The organism is Deinococcus indicus (assembly GCF_002198095.1).
Taxonomy (GTDB): Bacteria; Deinococcota; Deinococci; order Deinococcales; family Deinococcaceae; genus Deinococcus; species Deinococcus caeni.
The window spans coordinates 660,348-676,743 of sequence record NZ_NHMK01000009.1 but is presented as its reverse complement, the minus strand read 5'-3'; the positions used below and the strand labels follow the sequence as shown (position 1 = coordinate 676,743).

At 71.8% G+C, this 16,396-nt stretch carries 15 protein-coding genes and 1 tRNA gene; 7 read left to right on the top strand and 9 right to left on the bottom strand.

All coding sequences use genetic code 11. From position 1 onward, the window contains the following. Nucleotides 1-6 precede the first annotated feature (6 nt). Complete coding sequence (locus CBQ26_RS05725; protein WP_088247555.1) at nucleotides 7-2,943, bottom strand: ATP-binding protein; 2,937 nt, start codon at nucleotides 2,941-2,943, stop codon at nucleotides 7-9. A 115-nt stretch (nucleotides 2,944-3,058) separates the two neighbouring features. Between CBQ26_RS05725 and CBQ26_RS05720 the strand changes: the two genes are divergently transcribed. After that, nucleotides 3,059-3,754: a tetratricopeptide repeat protein gene (locus CBQ26_RS05720; RefSeq protein ID WP_088247554.1), complete on the top strand. Its 696-nt coding sequence runs from the start codon at nucleotides 3,059-3,061 to the stop codon at nucleotides 3,752-3,754. A 102-nt stretch (nucleotides 3,755-3,856) separates the two neighbouring features. Here CBQ26_RS05720 and CBQ26_RS05715 read toward each other — a convergent pair whose 3' ends face one another. From CBQ26_RS05715 to CBQ26_RS22415, 6 genes are all read right to left on the bottom strand, one after another. Continuing rightward, nucleotides 3,857-4,786 (bottom strand): diacylglycerol/lipid kinase family protein, encoded by a 930-nt coding sequence (locus tag CBQ26_RS05715; RefSeq protein WP_229844004.1) that lies wholly within the window; start codon nucleotides 4,784-4,786, stop codon nucleotides 3,857-3,859. A 167-nt stretch (nucleotides 4,787-4,953) separates the two neighbouring features. Next, the gene (gene wecB, locus CBQ26_RS05710; protein WP_088247552.1) at nucleotides 4,954-6,126 is read right to left on the bottom strand and encodes a non-hydrolyzing UDP-N-acetylglucosamine 2-epimerase; all 1,173 of its coding nucleotides are present in this window, start codon (nucleotides 6,124-6,126) and stop codon (nucleotides 4,954-4,956) included. Next, a complete protein-coding gene (locus tag CBQ26_RS05705) occupies nucleotides 6,123-7,277 on the bottom strand; it encodes an MraY family glycosyltransferase (RefSeq protein ID WP_088247551.1) in 1,155 nt (384 codons plus the stop codon). The genes wecB and CBQ26_RS05705 overlap by 4 nt, the downstream gene beginning before the upstream one ends. Before the next feature lie 145 nt (nucleotides 7,278-7,422). Further along, complete coding sequence (gene upp / locus CBQ26_RS05700) at nucleotides 7,423-8,046, bottom strand: uracil phosphoribosyltransferase (protein ID WP_088247550.1); 624 nt, start codon at nucleotides 8,044-8,046, stop codon at nucleotides 7,423-7,425. 18 nt (nucleotides 8,047-8,064) lie between these two features. Beyond that, nucleotides 8,065-8,913 (bottom strand): phosphotransferase family protein, encoded by an 849-nt coding sequence (locus CBQ26_RS05695; protein ID WP_229844003.1) that lies wholly within the window; start codon nucleotides 8,911-8,913, stop codon nucleotides 8,065-8,067. A gap of 64 nt (nucleotides 8,914-8,977) precedes the next feature. Then, nucleotides 8,978-9,997 carry an HD domain-containing phosphohydrolase gene (locus CBQ26_RS22415; protein ID WP_088247549.1) on the bottom strand — a complete coding sequence of 340 codons (1,020 nt, stop codon included), beginning with the start codon at nucleotides 9,995-9,997 and terminating at the stop codon, nucleotides 8,978-8,980. A gap of 35 nt (nucleotides 9,998-10,032) precedes the next feature. Between CBQ26_RS22415 and CBQ26_RS05685 the strand changes: the two genes are divergently transcribed. Continuing rightward, a complete protein-coding gene (locus CBQ26_RS05685) occupies nucleotides 10,033-10,770 on the top strand; it encodes a YkgJ family cysteine cluster protein (protein ID WP_088247548.1) in 738 nt (245 codons plus the stop codon). A gap of 105 nt (nucleotides 10,771-10,875) precedes the next feature. Here the strand turns inward: CBQ26_RS05685 and CBQ26_RS05680 are convergent. Beyond that, nucleotides 10,876-10,950, bottom strand: a tRNA-Val gene (locus CBQ26_RS05680). Nucleotides 10,951-11,147: 197 nt separating this feature from the next. Between CBQ26_RS05680 and rimP the strand changes: the two genes are divergently transcribed. The 4 genes from rimP to infB all read left to right on the top strand — a co-directional run bounded on the left by rimP (nucleotide 11,148) and on the right by infB (nucleotide 15,015). Then, entirely contained in the window at nucleotides 11,148-11,609 is a 462-nt protein-coding gene (rimP, locus tag CBQ26_RS05675; RefSeq protein ID WP_088247547.1) for a ribosome maturation factor RimP, read from the top strand. A 74-nt stretch (nucleotides 11,610-11,683) separates the two neighbouring features. After that, a complete protein-coding gene (gene nusA / locus CBQ26_RS05670; RefSeq protein ID WP_088247546.1) occupies nucleotides 11,684-12,868 on the top strand; it encodes a transcription termination factor NusA in 1,185 nt (394 codons plus the stop codon). Nucleotides 12,869-12,871: 3 nt separating this feature from the next. Further along, complete coding sequence (locus CBQ26_RS05665; protein WP_088247938.1) at nucleotides 12,872-13,225, top strand: YlxR family protein; 354 nt, start codon at nucleotides 12,872-12,874, stop codon at nucleotides 13,223-13,225. Nucleotides 13,226-13,227: 2 nt separating this feature from the next. Beyond that, nucleotides 13,228-15,015 (top strand): translation initiation factor IF-2, encoded by a 1,788-nt coding sequence (gene infB / locus CBQ26_RS05660; RefSeq protein ID WP_088247545.1) that lies wholly within the window; start codon nucleotides 13,228-13,230, stop codon nucleotides 15,013-15,015. Between the two features lie 116 nt (nucleotides 15,016-15,131). On the opposite strand, the gene CBQ26_RS05655 is transcribed toward infB, so the two are convergent. Then, nucleotides 15,132-15,662 (bottom strand): hypothetical protein, encoded by a 531-nt coding sequence (locus CBQ26_RS05655; protein ID WP_088247544.1) that lies wholly within the window; start codon nucleotides 15,660-15,662, stop codon nucleotides 15,132-15,134. Nucleotides 15,663-15,919: 257 nt separating this feature from the next. Between CBQ26_RS05655 and CBQ26_RS05650 the strand changes: the two genes are divergently transcribed. After that, a complete protein-coding gene (locus CBQ26_RS05650) occupies nucleotides 15,920-16,264 on the top strand; it encodes a hypothetical protein (RefSeq protein ID WP_229844002.1) in 345 nt (114 codons plus the stop codon). Nucleotides 16,265-16,396 lie beyond the last annotated feature (132 nt).

Here is a 16,396-nt window from a genome sequence, read left to right as displayed (position 1 = left end):
CTCCGCTCATTCACAGGGGCCGTGCAGGCGCAGGGCGTCCGAGGGCCGCAGCACCTGCGGGTCGAACGGCACGCCCAGGTCGCGCAGCACCCCGGCCGGGTCCGGGTGGAAGGCCTCCAGCGCCAGTGCCGCCTCGCGCCACACCCCGGCCCCGAAGGCGCGCAGGTCGCCGCCCGCCCCGGCGCGCAGGGAGTCACGCAGCCACCGCAGCGCCGGGGCGCCCTCGCGGATGGTCGCGCGGGCCTCCAGCGCCAGCAGCTGCGCGTGCAGGCCCGGATCGGGCGCCGCCGGGCCGCCCGCGTCGCCCAGGCCGACCTGCACGCGCCGCAGCAGGGCGTGCGCGCGGTTCAGGTCCGGCAGCGCCGCCTCCTGCGGCCCGCCGCGCAGCAGCACGTCCGCCCGCATGGCCCGCGCCTGCGCTTCCTCGTAGGCGTGCCCGGCCATGTCCAGCGCCCGGTCCGTGAAGACCATCGCCCGCTGCGGGTCCGGTTCGCTCAGGGCGCGGCTGAGCAGCATGTCGAAGCGCAGCATCTGCTCGCGGTCCCCGCGCGGCTGCGCCCGCTCCAGCAGCCCGTCCAGGATCACGCGGGCCTGCGCCAGATCCGGGCCGTCCACGCCGGGCGGCGGTCCCGGCAGCGGCGGCAGGTACGGGCGGCCCAGCCCGCGCGACAGGTACGCCAGCGCCACGCGGTAACGGGTCCGCCGCTCGCGGTAACGGGTCTCGGCGGGGCGGACCTCGCTGCGGGTCAGCAGGCCCAGCGCCTGCGCCGCCTGCGCCAGCGCCGCGTCGTGTCGGCCCAGCGCCAGCAGGATCGGCACGCCCTCCGAGAGCAGCCGGGCGCGCGGCACGCCGTCCGCGTGGCGGCGCTCGTCGGCCGGCAGGCGGGCCAGCGCCACGTTCAGGCTGTCCAGCGCGTCGGCCGGGCGGCCCAGGCGGCGCTGCGCGGTCGCGGTGCGTGCCAGGACCCGCGCGACCTCCTCGGCGCTGCCGCCCGCCGCCTCCAGCCGCGCCGAGGCGTCCAGCAGCGCGCCCAGCGCCTCGCCCGGCTGCCCGAGCCGCAGGTGCAGGTCCCCCTGCTGGTAGCGGGCGCGGGCCGACAGCAGCGGACTGGCGTCTGGCACGGCCCGCAACGCCCCGAGGGCCTCGGGCCAGCGGCCGGCGTCCTTGGCGATCAGGCCGCGCCACAGCAGCGCGCGCGGTCCGCCGTGCGCGGCGCGGGGGTCGCTGGCCGCGCGGGTCGCGGCGTCCAGGTCACCCTGCCAGCGTGCCAGCGCCGCCTGCACGAGCAGCGCGTCGGCCTGCGCCGCCACCACCCACGGGTCCAGCCCGGCCGCCTGCGCGGTCATGCCCGTCACGTCCGGATGCTCCAGCTGGGTGCGGGCGGCGTCCATGTTGCCGCCCTCCAGGCTGCTCTCGGCCAGTTTCACGCGCGCCCAGGCGCGCACGGCGTCCCGTGAGGATTCCATCAGGGTGAACAGGGCGTCGCGGGCGCGGGGTTCGTTGTACTCGCCGCGCCCGGCGTGGTGCGTGACGACCGCGCGGGCCAGCGCCTCGCGGTCCGGTCCGGGCGGCGCGGCCCGCAGCGCCGGCCACAGCGCCGGCAGGTGCCGGCTGTCGTCCGGGTGGGCCGCCACGTGCGCCGCCAGCGCCGTCCAGTCCTGCAACGCCGCGAGCGCCGCCAGCCGGTACGCGCCGAGCGCCGGGTCGTCCAGCCGCGCCAGCAGCCGCAGCGCGCCGGTCTGCGCGGCGCGGGACACGGCGGGCCACGCGGCACTCAGGACCGGCGCGGGCCGCCAGCCGCCCTGCGGGGTGCCGCGCAGCAGCGCCCGCGCGTGCGGGGGCAGACTTGCAGGCGCGCCGCCCAGCAGCGCGCACAGCAGCGCGTCCGGCCACGCGGGGCTGCCGGGCGCGGCGGCGTTCAGGGCGGCCGCGTTCAGGGCCGCGGTGCGTTCGGTCAGCAGGCGCGAATCCGGGTCGCCCAGCAGGTCGGCCGCCTGCACGTCCCCGCCGCTCAGGCTGGCCAGGAGGGTCAGGCGGTCCAGGTGCCGGCCCGTCTCCTGCACCAGCCGGTCCGCCTCGGCGCGCGGGACGTTCAGGCGGGCCATCAGGTACTCGCGGGCCTCGGCGGCGGTGGGGGGGCGCAGTTCGATCACCTCGCACGGCGCGTCGGCCGGCGCGTCCCCCTCGACGGCCAGCAGCACCGCCACGCCCGCCGGCGCGCGTTCCAGCAGGGTCCGCGCGGCCCAGCTGGCCGGGTCCACCGGCGTCCCGCCGGGCAGCCGGGGCGGACCGCCGTGCAGCGTCAGGTCGCCCGTGACGCGCAGCAGCAGCGCCCCGGTCGCCGGCAGCGCCTGCCGGGCGCCGTCCAGCTGCGCCTGCGCCAGCGCCGCGAACGACGACCCGGACGGCGCCGGAGCCTGAAGCGTCCCGGCCGCCTCGCCCGACAGGAACAGCTGCCGGACCGGCACGCCCTGCGCGGCCAGGGCGCGGGCCACGTGCGACAGCAGCACGGTCTTGCCCGCCCCGGCGCGGCCGCACACGATCAGGCGCGGCGCGCGGCCCGCCCGCACGCCCGCCAGGAACTGCCGGTAGGCGCGTTTCTTGCTGCGGCCCAGCAGGTCCAGTTCGTCCGGGACGGGCGGCGGCGTTTCGGGCAGTGGCGTGTCCGGCAGCGGCCGGCCGATCTCGCGGGCCAGTCCGGCCAGCACGGCCCGCAGCGCCGCCTTGTCCGCCGGGGTGCCCACGTCCCGGTAGATGATGTTCCGCACGCTCGACGGGTTCGCGCCGCTGGCGCGCATCTCGGCTTCCAGCCAGCGCAGACTGCCGCGCACCACACCCCCCCCGCCGGGGGGAAGGTGGGCGCGCAGATCGGCGAGGACAGCCTTCCAGTTCACGTCGCCACGCAGCGTAGCGCATCCGCCCGCCCGGTGAACCCGGTTCATGAAAGAGCAGGGTTGCCGTTCCTGACGGGTTCGTCAGCATCCCGGCGCGGCGGATGTGTATACTCCGCGGCAGCGTTCAATTCAAATCACCGAGTCACCTCACCGGAGGAAGTTCATGCGTTCACTGATCATCACTGCCGCCCTCGCCCTGACCGCCACCGCGTCCGCCCAGTCCCTGTCGGCCGCCACCAGCCTGTTCGAACAGGGCAAGTGGCAGGAAGCCGCCAACGCCGCCGCCGCCCTGAACACCAGCGAAGGCTTCGCCCTGGCCGCCGAGGCCACCACCGCCGGCTCCGCCCTGGTGCCCGACAACCAGAAAAAGGCGCTGTTCGAGAAGGCCCAGGGCTACGCCAAGCAGGCCATCGCCAAGGACAAGAACAACGCCGAGGCGTACTTCGAGATGGCCCGCGCGCAGGGCCGCCTCGCGCAGTTCAGCGGCATCCTCCAGAGCCTCGGTCTGGCCGGCGAGATGAAGAAGAACCTCGACATGGCCATCAAACTCGACCCGAAACTGCCCGGCGCGTACGTCGCCCTGGGCCTCTGGAACGCCAACCTCGTCTCCAAGGGCTTCATTGCCGTGCAGGCCAGCGGCGCCAACAAGAACCAGATCATCCCCAACTTCGAGAAGGCCATCAGCCTCGAACCCGAGGTGGCCGTCCACCGCATCGAGTTCGCCAACGCCCTGATCCTCCAGAACCGCAAGGCCGAAGCCGCCACGCAACTCCAGAAGGCCGTCAGCATCCCCGCCGAAACCTTCTGGGAAAAACGCGACCTGGAAGCCGCCAAGGCCACCCTCGCCAAACTGAAGTAACGCCCGGAGCGGGTTGAAAGTCGATGGTTGATGGGTGATGGAACCAGAACAGGGTTCCATCACCCATCAACCGTTCACCATCACCCCTGTTCACACCCCTGTTCAGGCGTTCAGGAGGTGCACGGCGCCGGGCAGGGTCTCGACGTGCAGTTCGGTCACGTGGCCGTGCAGGTCGCCGTCGAGGTGAACGCGGACCGGGGCGTCCCAGCGGACCTGCACGGTACGGGCGGCGCGGGTGTGGACGCGTGGGTGGTTCAGGTGGCGGCCCGGCAGAACGCGGAGCATCAGGTCCGTGAGTTGCCGGCGGTTCATGTCGCCGCCCGCGACGACGTTCACCTGCCCGTCGCGCACGTCGCTGTCCGGGCTGATCCGGAAGCCGCCGCCGTAGCGGGTGCCGTTCATGACGGCCACGATGCCGCTGGGACCGGCGTACAGGAGCTGATCGTCGGCGGTGATGGTCACGCCCGTCAGGTGCAGTTCGCGGATGGTGGCGACCGCCGACCAGGCGTACCGGGCGAAGCCGCGCAGCCGGGCGGGCGCGCGGGCCATGTTGGCGGTGACGTCCGAGTCGAAGCCCATGCCCAGGCCGTTGAGCAGCACGAAGGACTGTCCGGCCTCGTCGCCCTGCACGACCGTGACGCGCAGGGCGTCCACGGCGCGCGGCTGGTAGTTCAGGCGGTCCAGGGCCTCGGCGAAGGCGCCGGGCCGCAGGCCCAGCAGGCCCGCGAAGTCGTTGCCGGTGCCCAGCGGCACGATCGCCAGGGCGCGCCCCGTGCCGACCAGGGCGGGCAGCAGGGCGCCCACGGTGCCGTCCCCGCCGACCGCCATGACGGCCGTGCCGGGCGGCAGCGCCCGCAGCCGCGCGAGGGCCGCGTCGCCGCTGTCCTCGCGGATCAGTTCGTGGCTCAGGTGCCGGGCCGTGAGTTCGCGTTGCAGGCGCGGCCAGGACCGCAGGGCCAGTCCACCGCCGGCGTTCGGGTTGAGCACCACCGCCAGATGCGGAACGGAAACGGACGGGCCATCAGGGGTCACAGGGCACCCAGGATAGAGCATCGGCGGCGGGGGTCAGACGGACTCCGGTTGTTTCGCTCGGACCCAACGGGCTTTGCAGCCCATTCAATCGGAGTCCGCATCAGACGGAAACAGGCACCGGGCCGCGCCACGGTGCCTGTCTCGGGGGTGCCGGCCTGGGGGCGGCGTTACTGCCAGTCGGCGGGACGGTCGGTCAGGCCGAAGTGCCACGCGATGGCCTGCGCGATGCGGCCGGCGGCCTGCCCGTCCCCGTAGGGGTTGCGGGCGTCGCGCATGCGTTGCAGTTCGGCATCGTTGCCGAGCAGGCCCGTCAGGACGGCTTCCAGCTGCGCGGGGTCGTTCCCGGCGAGTTTCAGCACCCCGGCCTCGACACCTTCCGGGCGTTCCGTGACGTTGCGCAGCACCGCGACCGGCACGCCCAGCGCCGCGCCTTCCTCCTGCAGGCCGCCGCTGTCGGTGGCGAGCAGGCGCGAGGCGGCCATCAGGGGGGCCATGTCGCTGTAGTCGAGGGGTTCGGTCAGTTCGAAGTTCGGTACGCCTTCCAGCGCGGGCCGCACGGCCTCCTGCACGGCGGGCGACAGGTGGACGGGGTAGATGAAGTGATGGTCCGGGTGCGCCTGCGCCACGCGGGCCAGGGCGAGCGCCATCTCGCGCATCATGGGCTGGTTCTCGCGGCGGTGCATGGTGACGGTCACGAGCGGCTGAGCGGCCTTCACGCGCGACTGCCACTCGGGGCGCAGCGGGACGCGGCCAGCGACCTCGCGCACGGCGTCCACAGCGGTCTGGCCGGTCACGAAGATGCCGTGGTCGCTTTTCCCCTCGCGGCGCAGGTTGTCGCGGCTGCCGTTCGTGGGCGCGAAGTCCAGGGTGCTCAGCACGCCGGTCAGGCGGCGGTTGGCTTCCTCGGGGAAGGGTTCGCGCAGGTCGCCGCTGCGCAGTCCGGCCTCGACGTGCCCGACCGGGATGCCCTCGTAGAAGGCGCTGAGTGCCACGCAGAAGCTGGTGCTGGTGTCGCCGTGGACGAGGACCATGTCGGCGCCCATCTCGCGCAGGGTCCGGCCGGCCTGCGGGACGATCCGGGCGGTCAGGTCCGCCAGGGTCTGCCGGTCGGTCATGACGTTCAGGTCGCGGTCCGGGACGAGCGAGAAGACGCTCAGGGCGGCGTCCAGCATCTGCCGCTGCTGTCCGGTCGAGAGGATCAGGGGGCGCAGGCCCGGCGTGGCCTGAAGCGCGCGGTACACCGGGGCCATCTTGGTCGCCTCGGGGCGCGTGCCGAACGCGAGGACGACCGTGCGCTCCGGGGGCTGGGACGGGGTGTTCGCGGGGTCGGGGGTGGTCATGGGTTCAGCTCCTCTGGGGTCGAGTCGCGCCCGGCCTGTTCCAGATGGCCGGCGCGGATGCGGCGGTAGGCGACGAAGAACAGGCAGGCGGCGGCGCTCAGGATGGTGCCCAGGATCGCCAGGGGCGGCACGCCCTGCAGGCTCATGCCGAGCGCCCCGCAGGCCAGCGCGACCAGCCACAGGATCACGGCGGTGCGCCGCGCGCTCTCCGTGCGGGCCAGGACGCGGTGGTGGATGTGGGTCTTGTCCGGGTGGCCCAGCGGGTTGCGGATGCCGCGCGCCAGCCGCCCGATCACGACCTGGGTGGTGTCCAGCAGCGGCAGCGCCAGCACGATCAGCGGCACGAGCAGGCTGGCCCCGGCGCTGAATTTCAGGGTGCCGAGCAGACTCACGGCGGCCAGCGTGTACCCGAACAGGGTGCTGCCGGCGTCACCCATGATGATGCGGCTGGGGTTGAAGTTATGCCGCAGGTAGCCCAGCGCCGCGCCGGACAGGCCGGCGAGCAGCACGACGGCGGCCGCGCGGTCCGGGAACTGCGCGGCCGTGACCAGCAGCACGAAGCTCGCCACGAACGCCACGCCGCCCACCACGCCGTCCACGCCGTCCAGCAGGTTCACGGCGTTCGTGAGGGCCAGCACCCACACGACGGTCATGACGGTCCCCAGGACCGTGCTGATCGGTTCGGGCACGACCGGCAGGAACGGAATGGCGTTGAAGTCGATGCGCAGGTCGTTGACCAGCAGCAGCACGGCCGCCAGGGTCTGCACCAGCAGGCGCGACAGCGGCGTCAGGCCGTACTGGTCGTCGATGAAGCCCACCAGGACCAGCATGGACGCGCCCAGCAGGATGGCCAGCACCTGGATGTTCACGATGTCCACCGCGATGGGACGCAGCGCCCACGCCACGATGATGCTCACCAGGAACCCGCCGTAGATGGCCAGTCCGCCCGCGTTGGGCAGCGGCTCCTTGTTCAGGCGGCGCTCGTTGGGCTGATCGGCCCAGCCGACCCGGATCGCGAATTCACGCAGGCGCGGAATGAACACCCACGTGAACAGCCACGCGGCGAAGAAGGTGACCAGCACGCTGAGAAAGCCGCGTCCGGTCAGATCGGAAATGCCCAGTTGGGCAGCAAGAGCCTGCAAGGAATCCATAAACGGCCCCAAGTGTAAAGGCTGGGCGGCCCCGGCAGGTCACACCAAAGAGGGAGGGCCGGCGGGGCCGGCGTCCACACCGGCCCGCTGGCCTGGGTGAACGGCGGGGCCAACCGCCCACCCGCCCACCCGCCCAGGCGAACGGTTACTTGGTGCCGTAGATGCGGTCGCCGGCGTCGCCCAGGCCCGGCACGATGTACCCGTGGTCGTTCAGGTGCGAGTCCACGGCGGCCACGACCATCTCGACGTCCGGGTGCTCGCGTTCGATCAGGGCGATGCCCTCGGGCGCGGCCAGGATGCACATCAGCTTGATGCTGGTCGCGCCGGCCTCCTTGAGGCGTTCGATGGCGGCGACGGCGCTGCCGCCCGTGGCGAGCATCGGGTCGGTCAGGAACACGCGGCGCTCGGCGATGTCGGTGGGAAGCTTGTTGTAGTACGCGACCGGCAGCAGCGATTCCGGGTCGCGGTACAGGCCGATGTGGCCGACCTTGGCGGCCGGGACGAGCTGCACGATCGCGTCGGTCATGATCAGCCCGGCGCGCAGGATGGCGACCAGCGCCAGCTTCTTGCCGCTCAGCATCGGGAACTCGGCCTGCGTGATGGGCGTCTGCACGGTCTCCTGCACGGTTTCCAGGTCACGCATGGCCTCGTAGGCGAGCAGCAGGCTGAGTTCGCCGGCCAGTTCCCGGAATTCCTTCACGCCGGTGCGGACGTCACGCATGACCGAGAGCTTGTGCTGAACCAGGGGGTGGGTAACGACAGTAACCATGCCGCCCACGATACCGGTTCAGGGCGGGGCGGGCAGGCGGGCCAGGGCGTGACGGGCGCGCGGGACCTTCTCGGCGCGCTGTCCGTCGAACTCGTACGGTTCGTTCATCAGCAGCCAGTACAGGTCGTGCAGGGTGGTCAGGGCCAGGTACGCGCGGTAACGGGTCAGGGTGTCCGGCGCGTGGTCCGGCAGGAAATCCAGGGCCAGGCTCAGGCTCTGGTCGGGGGGCAGCAGGTCCAGCGTGCCGGTCTTCAGCAGGGCCAGGTCGCGCAGTGGGTCGTCCCAGCCGCTCTTGGTCCAGTCGATCACCAGCAGCCGCTCGGGGGCGGGCGGGTCGGTGATCAGAATGTTGTCCTGCCACAGGTCCAGGTGGCAGAACGACGCCGGGCGGTCCAGCAGGCCGCGTTCCAGCGGAATCTCGACCGCGTCGAACAGGTCGTCCAGGGGGTAGGCGGCCAGGGCGCTGCGGAAGCGTTGCAGGCGGCCGCGCACGCGGCGCAGGTCCACCCGGCCGCGCTGCTCGCGGTGCAGTTCGCGCAGCACGTCACGCAGGGCGGGCGCGGCGCGGGTCACGTCGGCCGGGCGCAGGGGCCGGCCGGGGAAGCGTTTCATGACCAGCGCCTCGACCCCGTCGGCCTCGAGCGCGTCGATCACCCAGTCGCCCAGTCCGGCGCGGCGCAGGTTGGCGGCCTCGGTGCAGTGGTCGCCCTGGTGGTTGCGGTACACCTTCACGATCACGTCGTCCGGCGTGACGTACACGCGGCTCTGCATGCCGGCGTCCATGGGGGTCAGCGGACCGAAACGGGCCTCCAGCACCGGGAATCGCGGCGCCGGTTCGTCACCGCCCGCCGCGCGTCTGGGTGTCAACGGACGCTCCTGGTGCCGGGCGTGGCCGCGCGCCGCGTAGTCAGCGGGTGGATCACCGGTCCGATCACCGGGGCAGCTTCTCCAGCAGGCCGACCAGCCGGGCGTCCAGCGCCTTGCCGGCGTGCGGTTTCAGGCGTTCCACGTCCCCCATCCGCACGAAGGCGTTCGAGACGGCCAGGATGCGCGCGTACAGCGGGATGTCCTCGCCGGCCAGCTTGTCGGGTTCGCCCTGACCGTCCCAGCGTTCGTGGTGGTGCCGGATCGCCTTCTGCGCCTCGGCGAGGTGCGGCACGCCGTGCAGGAAGTTCGCGCCGACCTGCGCGTGCCCGGACTCGCCGTGAATCTTGCCGAGGTCGTGCAGGGTCGCCGCGAACCACAGTTCGTCCAGTTCCCGGCCCGCCAGTCCGACCAGCCGTCCCAGTTTCATGCTGACGTCCGCCACGGACTGCGCGTGCCCCAGCGAGTCGAACTCGCGGCTCTCGACCGCCTCGACGAGCGCGCCCGTCAGTTGCCGCGCCGCCTGCTTCCACTCCTCGCGGCCCTCCAGCACGCCCAGCAGCGGCGCGACGGCCGCCGCCCATTTCGTGACGGCCTCCTGCGCGCCGGGCGTGACGCACTCGGGGCCGGTGCGGTCCAGGACCATGGCGCCCAGGTTCCGGCCCCGGTCGCTGAGCGGCACGACCAGCGACACGGTCACGTCCCGCATGCCGCAGCTGTCGAGCAGCGCCGTGACCTCCGGGCCGTTCTGCTCGTACAGTTCGCGGGTGCCGTCGGCCAGCACGCGTGGGCGCAGCGCCGACCACGGGCCGCTCAGGGCCGCGCCCAGCAGCTCCCTGGGGTAGCCGAACACGGCCGCCACGCGGTCCTGGCCGCGCCGCACGACCGCGTACCCCTGCGCCTGACCGCCCAGCAGGGTCGCGGCGTACGACAGCGCGCCTTCCAGGATGCCCTCCTGGGACGGGCGGGACAGCAGGTCCGACAGGACGCGCGTGGCGTCCAGCGGCTCTCCTGGCACCGATATCCCGGTCTTGCGCGGGTCAGGAGTGCCTGGGGCCGGGGGCTGGGTGCGGGGGCGTCGGAACACGTTGCGTCCAGTATACCCGCGCTACGCTGCGCGCCATGACTCAGCCGCGCCCTTCCCCCCACGCCGCCGTGACCGAACCCGTCCGGGCCGGGTACGCCCGTTACGCCCAGCAGGCCGAACGCTGGCTGGGACGCTACCAGCAGCAGGGTGGCCGCGTGTACTGCGGCGCCGGTTGTTTCGCGTGCTGCAACATGCCCATCCGGGTCAGTCTGGCCGAGGCGCTCATCATGACGGCCGCCCTGACCCCCGAGCAGGCCCGCGCGGTCGAGGCGCACGCCCGCGCCGCCGTCGCCAACGCCCGCACCGCCCGCAGCGACGATCAGTACGTGCAGCGCCACCGCGACGAGGTCGGCTACTGCCCGATCCTGAACCGCGAGAGCGGCGGCTGCAGCCAGTACGACGCGCGCCCTACCCGCTGCCGCGACACCTTCAGCGCCTTCCCTGCCACGTACTGCGAGAGCGGCACCCTGGAACGCATGACGCGCCGCGAGCAGGCCGAGTACCGCCGCGAGGTCGCCCGCACGCCCGGCACCGACGGCGAACTGCACTTCATCGCGCCGCTGGAGCACCTGTCCGAACCCGTGTGGGTCGCGGCCGCCCGCGCCATGCGCCAGAGCTGGGGTCTGGAAGTCTGGGGGGACTTCTGGCTGCTGACCACCCTGGGCGCCGACCCGAAATTCATGGCGGCCGTCGCGCAGGGCAACGCCCGCGCCGCGTGGCAGATCGCCTCCGGGCGGGGGCTGGCACACCGGATGCTGCTGGAAATGGAGTGAGCGGGCCGTAGAGAGTGGGACAGCGTGTGCGGCGCTGCTCCACTCCCCTGCCCCAGCCCAAACAACAGCAGCGTCCCCGGACTTTTCATCCGGGGACGCTGCGCGTGGTGGGCGGTGAGGGATTTGAACCCCCGACCAATCGCGTGTAAGGCGAGCGCTCTACCGCTGAGCTAACCGCCCGTTGCGCGGCCTGACATCTTAAGGGGAGGCGGGGCAGCGTTGCAAGGGGGCGGGGGGCGCACTTTGTGAGCGGCGGCGTGCGGAAGGCGGCGTTTCGGGTATACTGGGAGCGTAATTCCTCGAACGAGGGGTGGGTGGCAACCCACCTTTTTTCGTGGAGGGGGTGGTTTTCAGGCTGGTTTCCCGGCCGACACAATATGAATAACAATGGAAGCAACAATCAACTTGAGCAGATCGCGCAGACCGCACTGACCCCGATGGGGTTCGAGGTGCTGGAAGTGCAGGTGCAGAACCTGGGCGGGCAGCCGATCGTGCTGGTCCGTATCGACCGGCTGGACGAGCAGCCCGTGACGGTCGACGACCTGACGAAAGCGAGTCGGGCCGCCGAGGCGGAATTCGACCGCGTGGACCCCATCGCCGGTGAGTACCGGCTGGAGTTCGAGTCGCCCGGCGCCAAGCGTCCCCTGACGCGCGCGCGGCACTTCGAGCGGATGCTGGGCCTGAAGGCCCGCGTGCGTGGCGAGGGGCAGGCGTTCACCGCGCCGATCGTGGCGGTGGACGGCGAGCTGATCTCGTTCGACGTGGCGGGTGAGCGCATAACGCTGCGCGCCGGGTCGTTCCAGGCGAACCTCGCGGAGTTCCCGGACCGCCACCGTTAAGTCCGGCCGGGGTCCGCCCCGCGCCGGCCGCCGCGGCCCCCCACTGCCGCGCCCCCCTGATAAGGAAGAGTGAGATGACCCAGCCAGAATTCAATTTTGCCGACGCCCTGCGTGAAGTGGCGCAGGCCCGTAACATCAACGAGATGCAGCTGATCGAGGCCTTCGAGCAGTCGCTCGCGCAGGCGTACACCCGCAACGTCGAGCCCGACAAGCGCATCGAGGTTCACCTGGACCCGCAGAGCGGCGAGCTGGAAGTGCTCGTGGTGCGCGAGGTCGTGGAGAAGGTCGAGGACGAGCACATGCAGATCTCGCTGGCCGACGCGCTGGAACTCGATCCCGGCGTGGAAGTCGGCATGGAGATGGAGTTCCCGGTCGACCGCGAGAAGTTCAGCCGGATCGCGTTGCAGGCCGCCAAGCAGACCCTGACGCAGAAGATGCGTGAAACGGAACGCAACGTGGTCTTCAACGAGTACAAGGACCGCGAGGGTCAGGTGCTGACTGCGCAGGTGGTCCGCAGCGACAACAAGGGCAACTGGTTCGTGGAACTGGGCGCGGGCGAGGCGATCCTGCCGCCCCGCGAGCAGATTCCGGGCGAGAAACTCACGCCGGGCAACCGCGTGAAGATCTACCTGAAGGAAGTCCGCAAGACGCCCAAGGGCCCGACCATCCTGGCGAGCCGCGCCGACGAGCGCCTGCTGGACTACCTGCTCAAGCAGGAGATTCCCGAGGTCGCCAACGGCATCGTGGAGGTCAAGGCCATCAGCCGCGAGGCCGGTCAGCGTTCCAAGGTCGCGGTGTTCTCGCACAACAGCAACGTGGACCCCATCGGCGCGTGCATCGGTCACCGCGGAAACCGCATTCAGGCCGTGACGGGCGAACTGGGCCGCGAGCGCGTGGACGTGATCCTGTGGGACGCGAACACCCGCGACTTCATCCGCAACGCCCTGAGCCCCGCCAAGGTGGGCCTGATCGAGGTGCAGCCCGACCGCCGCGAGGCGACCGTGACCGTCACGCCCGACCAGCTGTCCCTGGCGATCGGTAAGGGCGGGCAGAACGTGCGTCTGGCCGCCAAGCTGACCGGCTTCAAGATCGACCTGCGTGAAACGGCCGCGATCAGCGACCTGGACGCCGCGATGCAGCAGGCGCTGGCGGACGAGCAGGAAGGCCGCGACAGCGGCACCGCGCAGTCCGCGTTCGACGCGCTGTTCAAGGACAGCAAGTCGGTCGCGACCGCCAGCCCCGACGACGTTCAGGAGTAAGTGTTGACGGCCTCCCCCGCCCCCACCCCCGCAGCGGACCGGCACACGCCGGAACGGACCTGTGTCGCGTGCCGCCGCCGGCGACCCCAGGCGGAATTCACGCGCCTGTCACGGGTCGGCGGGGTGTGGACGCCGCAGTCCGGCGTGCGGGTGGGGCGGGGCGCGTACGTGTGCGCCGACTCCCCGGCCTGCTGGCAGCAGGGGCGGCTGCGCCGCGCGTTCGGCGCGCAGGCCCCGGCCGTCTCGGCGCTGCTCAGTGGCGGCCACGACACCGACTCCAGCGGCCCCACCATGGCCGCATCAGAATCAATCCCGCGCGCACCCGGACGGGTCCGTGACGGGTCTCACCGGAGGTGAGCATGTCGAAAGTCCGAATTTATACCCTCGCCAAGGACCTTGGCGTCGAGAATGCCAAGATGCTGGAACTGCTCGACGGTCTGGGCGTCTCGTACAAGAGCGTCAGCAGCACCATCGAGGAAGAGACCGTGGAACTGATCAAGGAAATGCTGGCCGAGGAAGCCGCGCAGGAGGGTGGCGCCGCCGCCCCGCAGACCGCCGCCACCCAGGCCGCCACGCCGGACGCTGAGCAGGACGCCCCCACCGGAACGCCCGCAGCGGCCCCCGCGCAGGCGGATGTCAGCGAGGTCCCGCACCGCGCGCCGGTCGTGACGATCATGGGTCACGTGGACCACGGTAAGACCAGCCTGCTGGACTACATCCGCAAGACCAAGGTCGCCGCGAAGGAAGCCGGGGGCATCACCCAGCACGTCGGGGCCTTCGAGGCGCAGACCAGCAAGGGCAAGATCGTGTTCATCGACACGCCCGGCCACGAGGCCTTCACGACCATCCGCGCGCGCGGCGCGAACGTCGCGGACATCGCGATCATCGTGATCGCCGCCGACGACAGCCTGATGCCGCAGACCCGCGAAGCCATCGCGCACGCGCAGGCCGCGAACGTGCCCATGCTGATCGCCATCAACAAGGTCGACCTGCCGCAGGCCGACCCGGACCGCGTGAAGACCGACCTGACCCAGCTGAACCTCGTGCCCGAAGAGTACGGCGGCGACCTCGTGGTCGTGCCCGTCTCCGCCAAGACCGGCGAGGGCGTCGAGGACCTGCTGGAGTACATCAGCCTGACCGCCGAACTCGAGGACCTGCGCGCCGACCCCAAGGGCACCTTCGGCGGCGTGATCATCGAGGGCAAGGTCGACAAGCAGGCGGGCGTCCTGGCGACCGTCATGGTGCAGGAAGGCACGCTGCACGTCAGCGACTTCCTGGTCGTGGGCGAAAGTTACGGCAAGATCAAGGCCATGACCGACAGCAACGGCAACCGCATCAAGGAAGCCGGCCCCAGCACGCCCGTGCAGGTCCTGGGCTTCAGCGAGGTGCCCAGCAGCGGCGAGAAAGTCCAGAGCGCCCGCAACGAGCACGCCGCCCGCGAGATCGTCGCGCAACGCGCCGACGAGCGCCGTGACGCCGAGAACGCCCGCGTGCAGCGCCGCCTGACCCTCGAAGAGATGATGGGGCCGCTCGGCAGCGTCCGCACCGTGAACCTGATCCTGCGCGCCGACACGCAGGGCAGCGTCGAGGCGATCCAGGGCATCCTGGCCCGCAAGGAAAGCGACGACGTCAAGATCAACGTGATGCTCGCCGGGATCGGCGCGCCCACCGAGGGTGACGTGCTGCTGGCCAGCACCGCCGAGGCGACCATCCTGTGCTTCAGCGTCACCGCGTCGGGCGGCGTGAAGAAGGTCGCGGAAGGCAAGGGCGTGGACATCAAGTCCTTCCGGATCATCTACGAACTCATCGACGAGGTCGACCGCCTGATCAAGGGGAACGTCGAACCTGTCTTCGAGGAGAAGTACCTGGGCCGCGCCGAGGTCCGCATGCTGATCAAGCACCCCAAGAGCGGCACCATCGCCGGTTCGTACGTCACGGACGGCAGCCTGAAACGCAACGCGAAGGCGAAAGTCACGCGCGGCAAGCAGGTCGTGTACGAGGGCACCATCGTGGGCCTCAAGCGCTTCAAGGACGACGTCCGCGAAGTGCAGACCGGCTACGAGTGCGGCATCAACGTGGACTGGAACGACGTGATGGAAGGCGACATCATCGAAGCCAGCGAAATGGTGGAAGTCGAGCAGAACTAAGCTTCCAACCAAGCCGGAACCTCCGCGTGGGGTTCCGGCTTTTTTCGTGGCGGTCATACGGACCGCCCCCCACCATATGGACCGGGCCACATGGTGGGGGGCGGGGGGTGCGGGGTTCAGGTGCCGCTGGTGTCGGCGGCGCTGCCCTGCTGGGCGGCACCCTGGTCCTGGCCTGCGTTGCCGGCGGGAGCGCCGGGCTGCTGACCGCGCGGGCCGCGCTGACCGTCGCGGGGGCCGTGGTCGCCGCGCATGCCGTGGCCGCGTCCGCCGCCGAAGCCGAAGGGGTTCTCGGCGAGGCGCGCTTTCATGTCGGCGGCGCGGTCGGCGGGGATGTCGCCGGCCTTCACGGCGGCGTCGATGGTGGCGTTGCCGGCCTTCACGGCGGCGGCCTTGAGTTTCTCGGGGGTGGTGTTCAGCTGCGTGGCGAGGTTCTTCAGGAAGGTGTCGGCGTGGTTGGTGGCGTTGCGGGCGGCGCGGTCCTGCTGGCCCTGCGTCTGGTTGCGCTGGGTTCCCGGCTGGGCCTGGGCGGTGATGCCCGCAGTGGTGTCGGCGGTGGTGGCGCTGTTCTGCGCGAAGCCCAGGCCGATGGTCAGGGGCAGGGCGGCGAAGGCGATCAGGGGCAGGCGGTTCTTCAGGGGGTTGTTCATGGGGGCACTCTCCGTGGGTGGTCTGAAGGGGGGATGTTCGGGTGGGGGTGGGTCGTCGGGAGCCGTTCATGACGCGGTCCGGGCGACCGGGTTCAGGCGGGCCGGGTGCCCGCTCCGGTGTGGACTGCCCTCCGGAGGTCAGCCACGACGGCAGTGTGCCGGGCGGCGGTTAGGGCGCGGCTAACGCGGACAGCCCGCCGGGCCGCGCGGCCGGTCCGGGGGCGGGGTGGGGGCGGGGTCTGCTATGCTGGGTCGCTTTGAACCGTCCGCTGTTCCTTCCGCCCGCGTGGCTGGCCCGCCTGAGTGCGTGGCCTGGGGTGCTGACGGTCCTGTCGCTGCTGGCGGTGGGGTTCGGGACGCCCGCGCCCGCGCCGGAGGTGGGCGAGCGGCTGTCGGCGGGGCGGGTCACGCCGGCCCTGCCGGAGTTGCGGCCCGCGCCGGGTGCGCCCACGCCCACGCCGTTCCCGGCGTCCCCGCCGCCGGAACCGTTGCCGTGGGCGGCGGCCGTTCACGCTGAGGTGCGGGCGGTCCGGGCGTGGTCGCCGCCGCTGCGCCGCCCGGCCCTGAGTGTGCTGGGGCGGCGGCAGTCGGACGGCGGCTGATCCGCCCCCCACCTGCCGACCGCCTGACTGCGGGCCTGACCGCCGAGCCTGATGACTGGTCTGATGACTGGCCTGAGTGCGTGGCCCGCGTGACCGATCCGCCTCTCGTTTCTTTTTTCTGGAGTTGTTCCT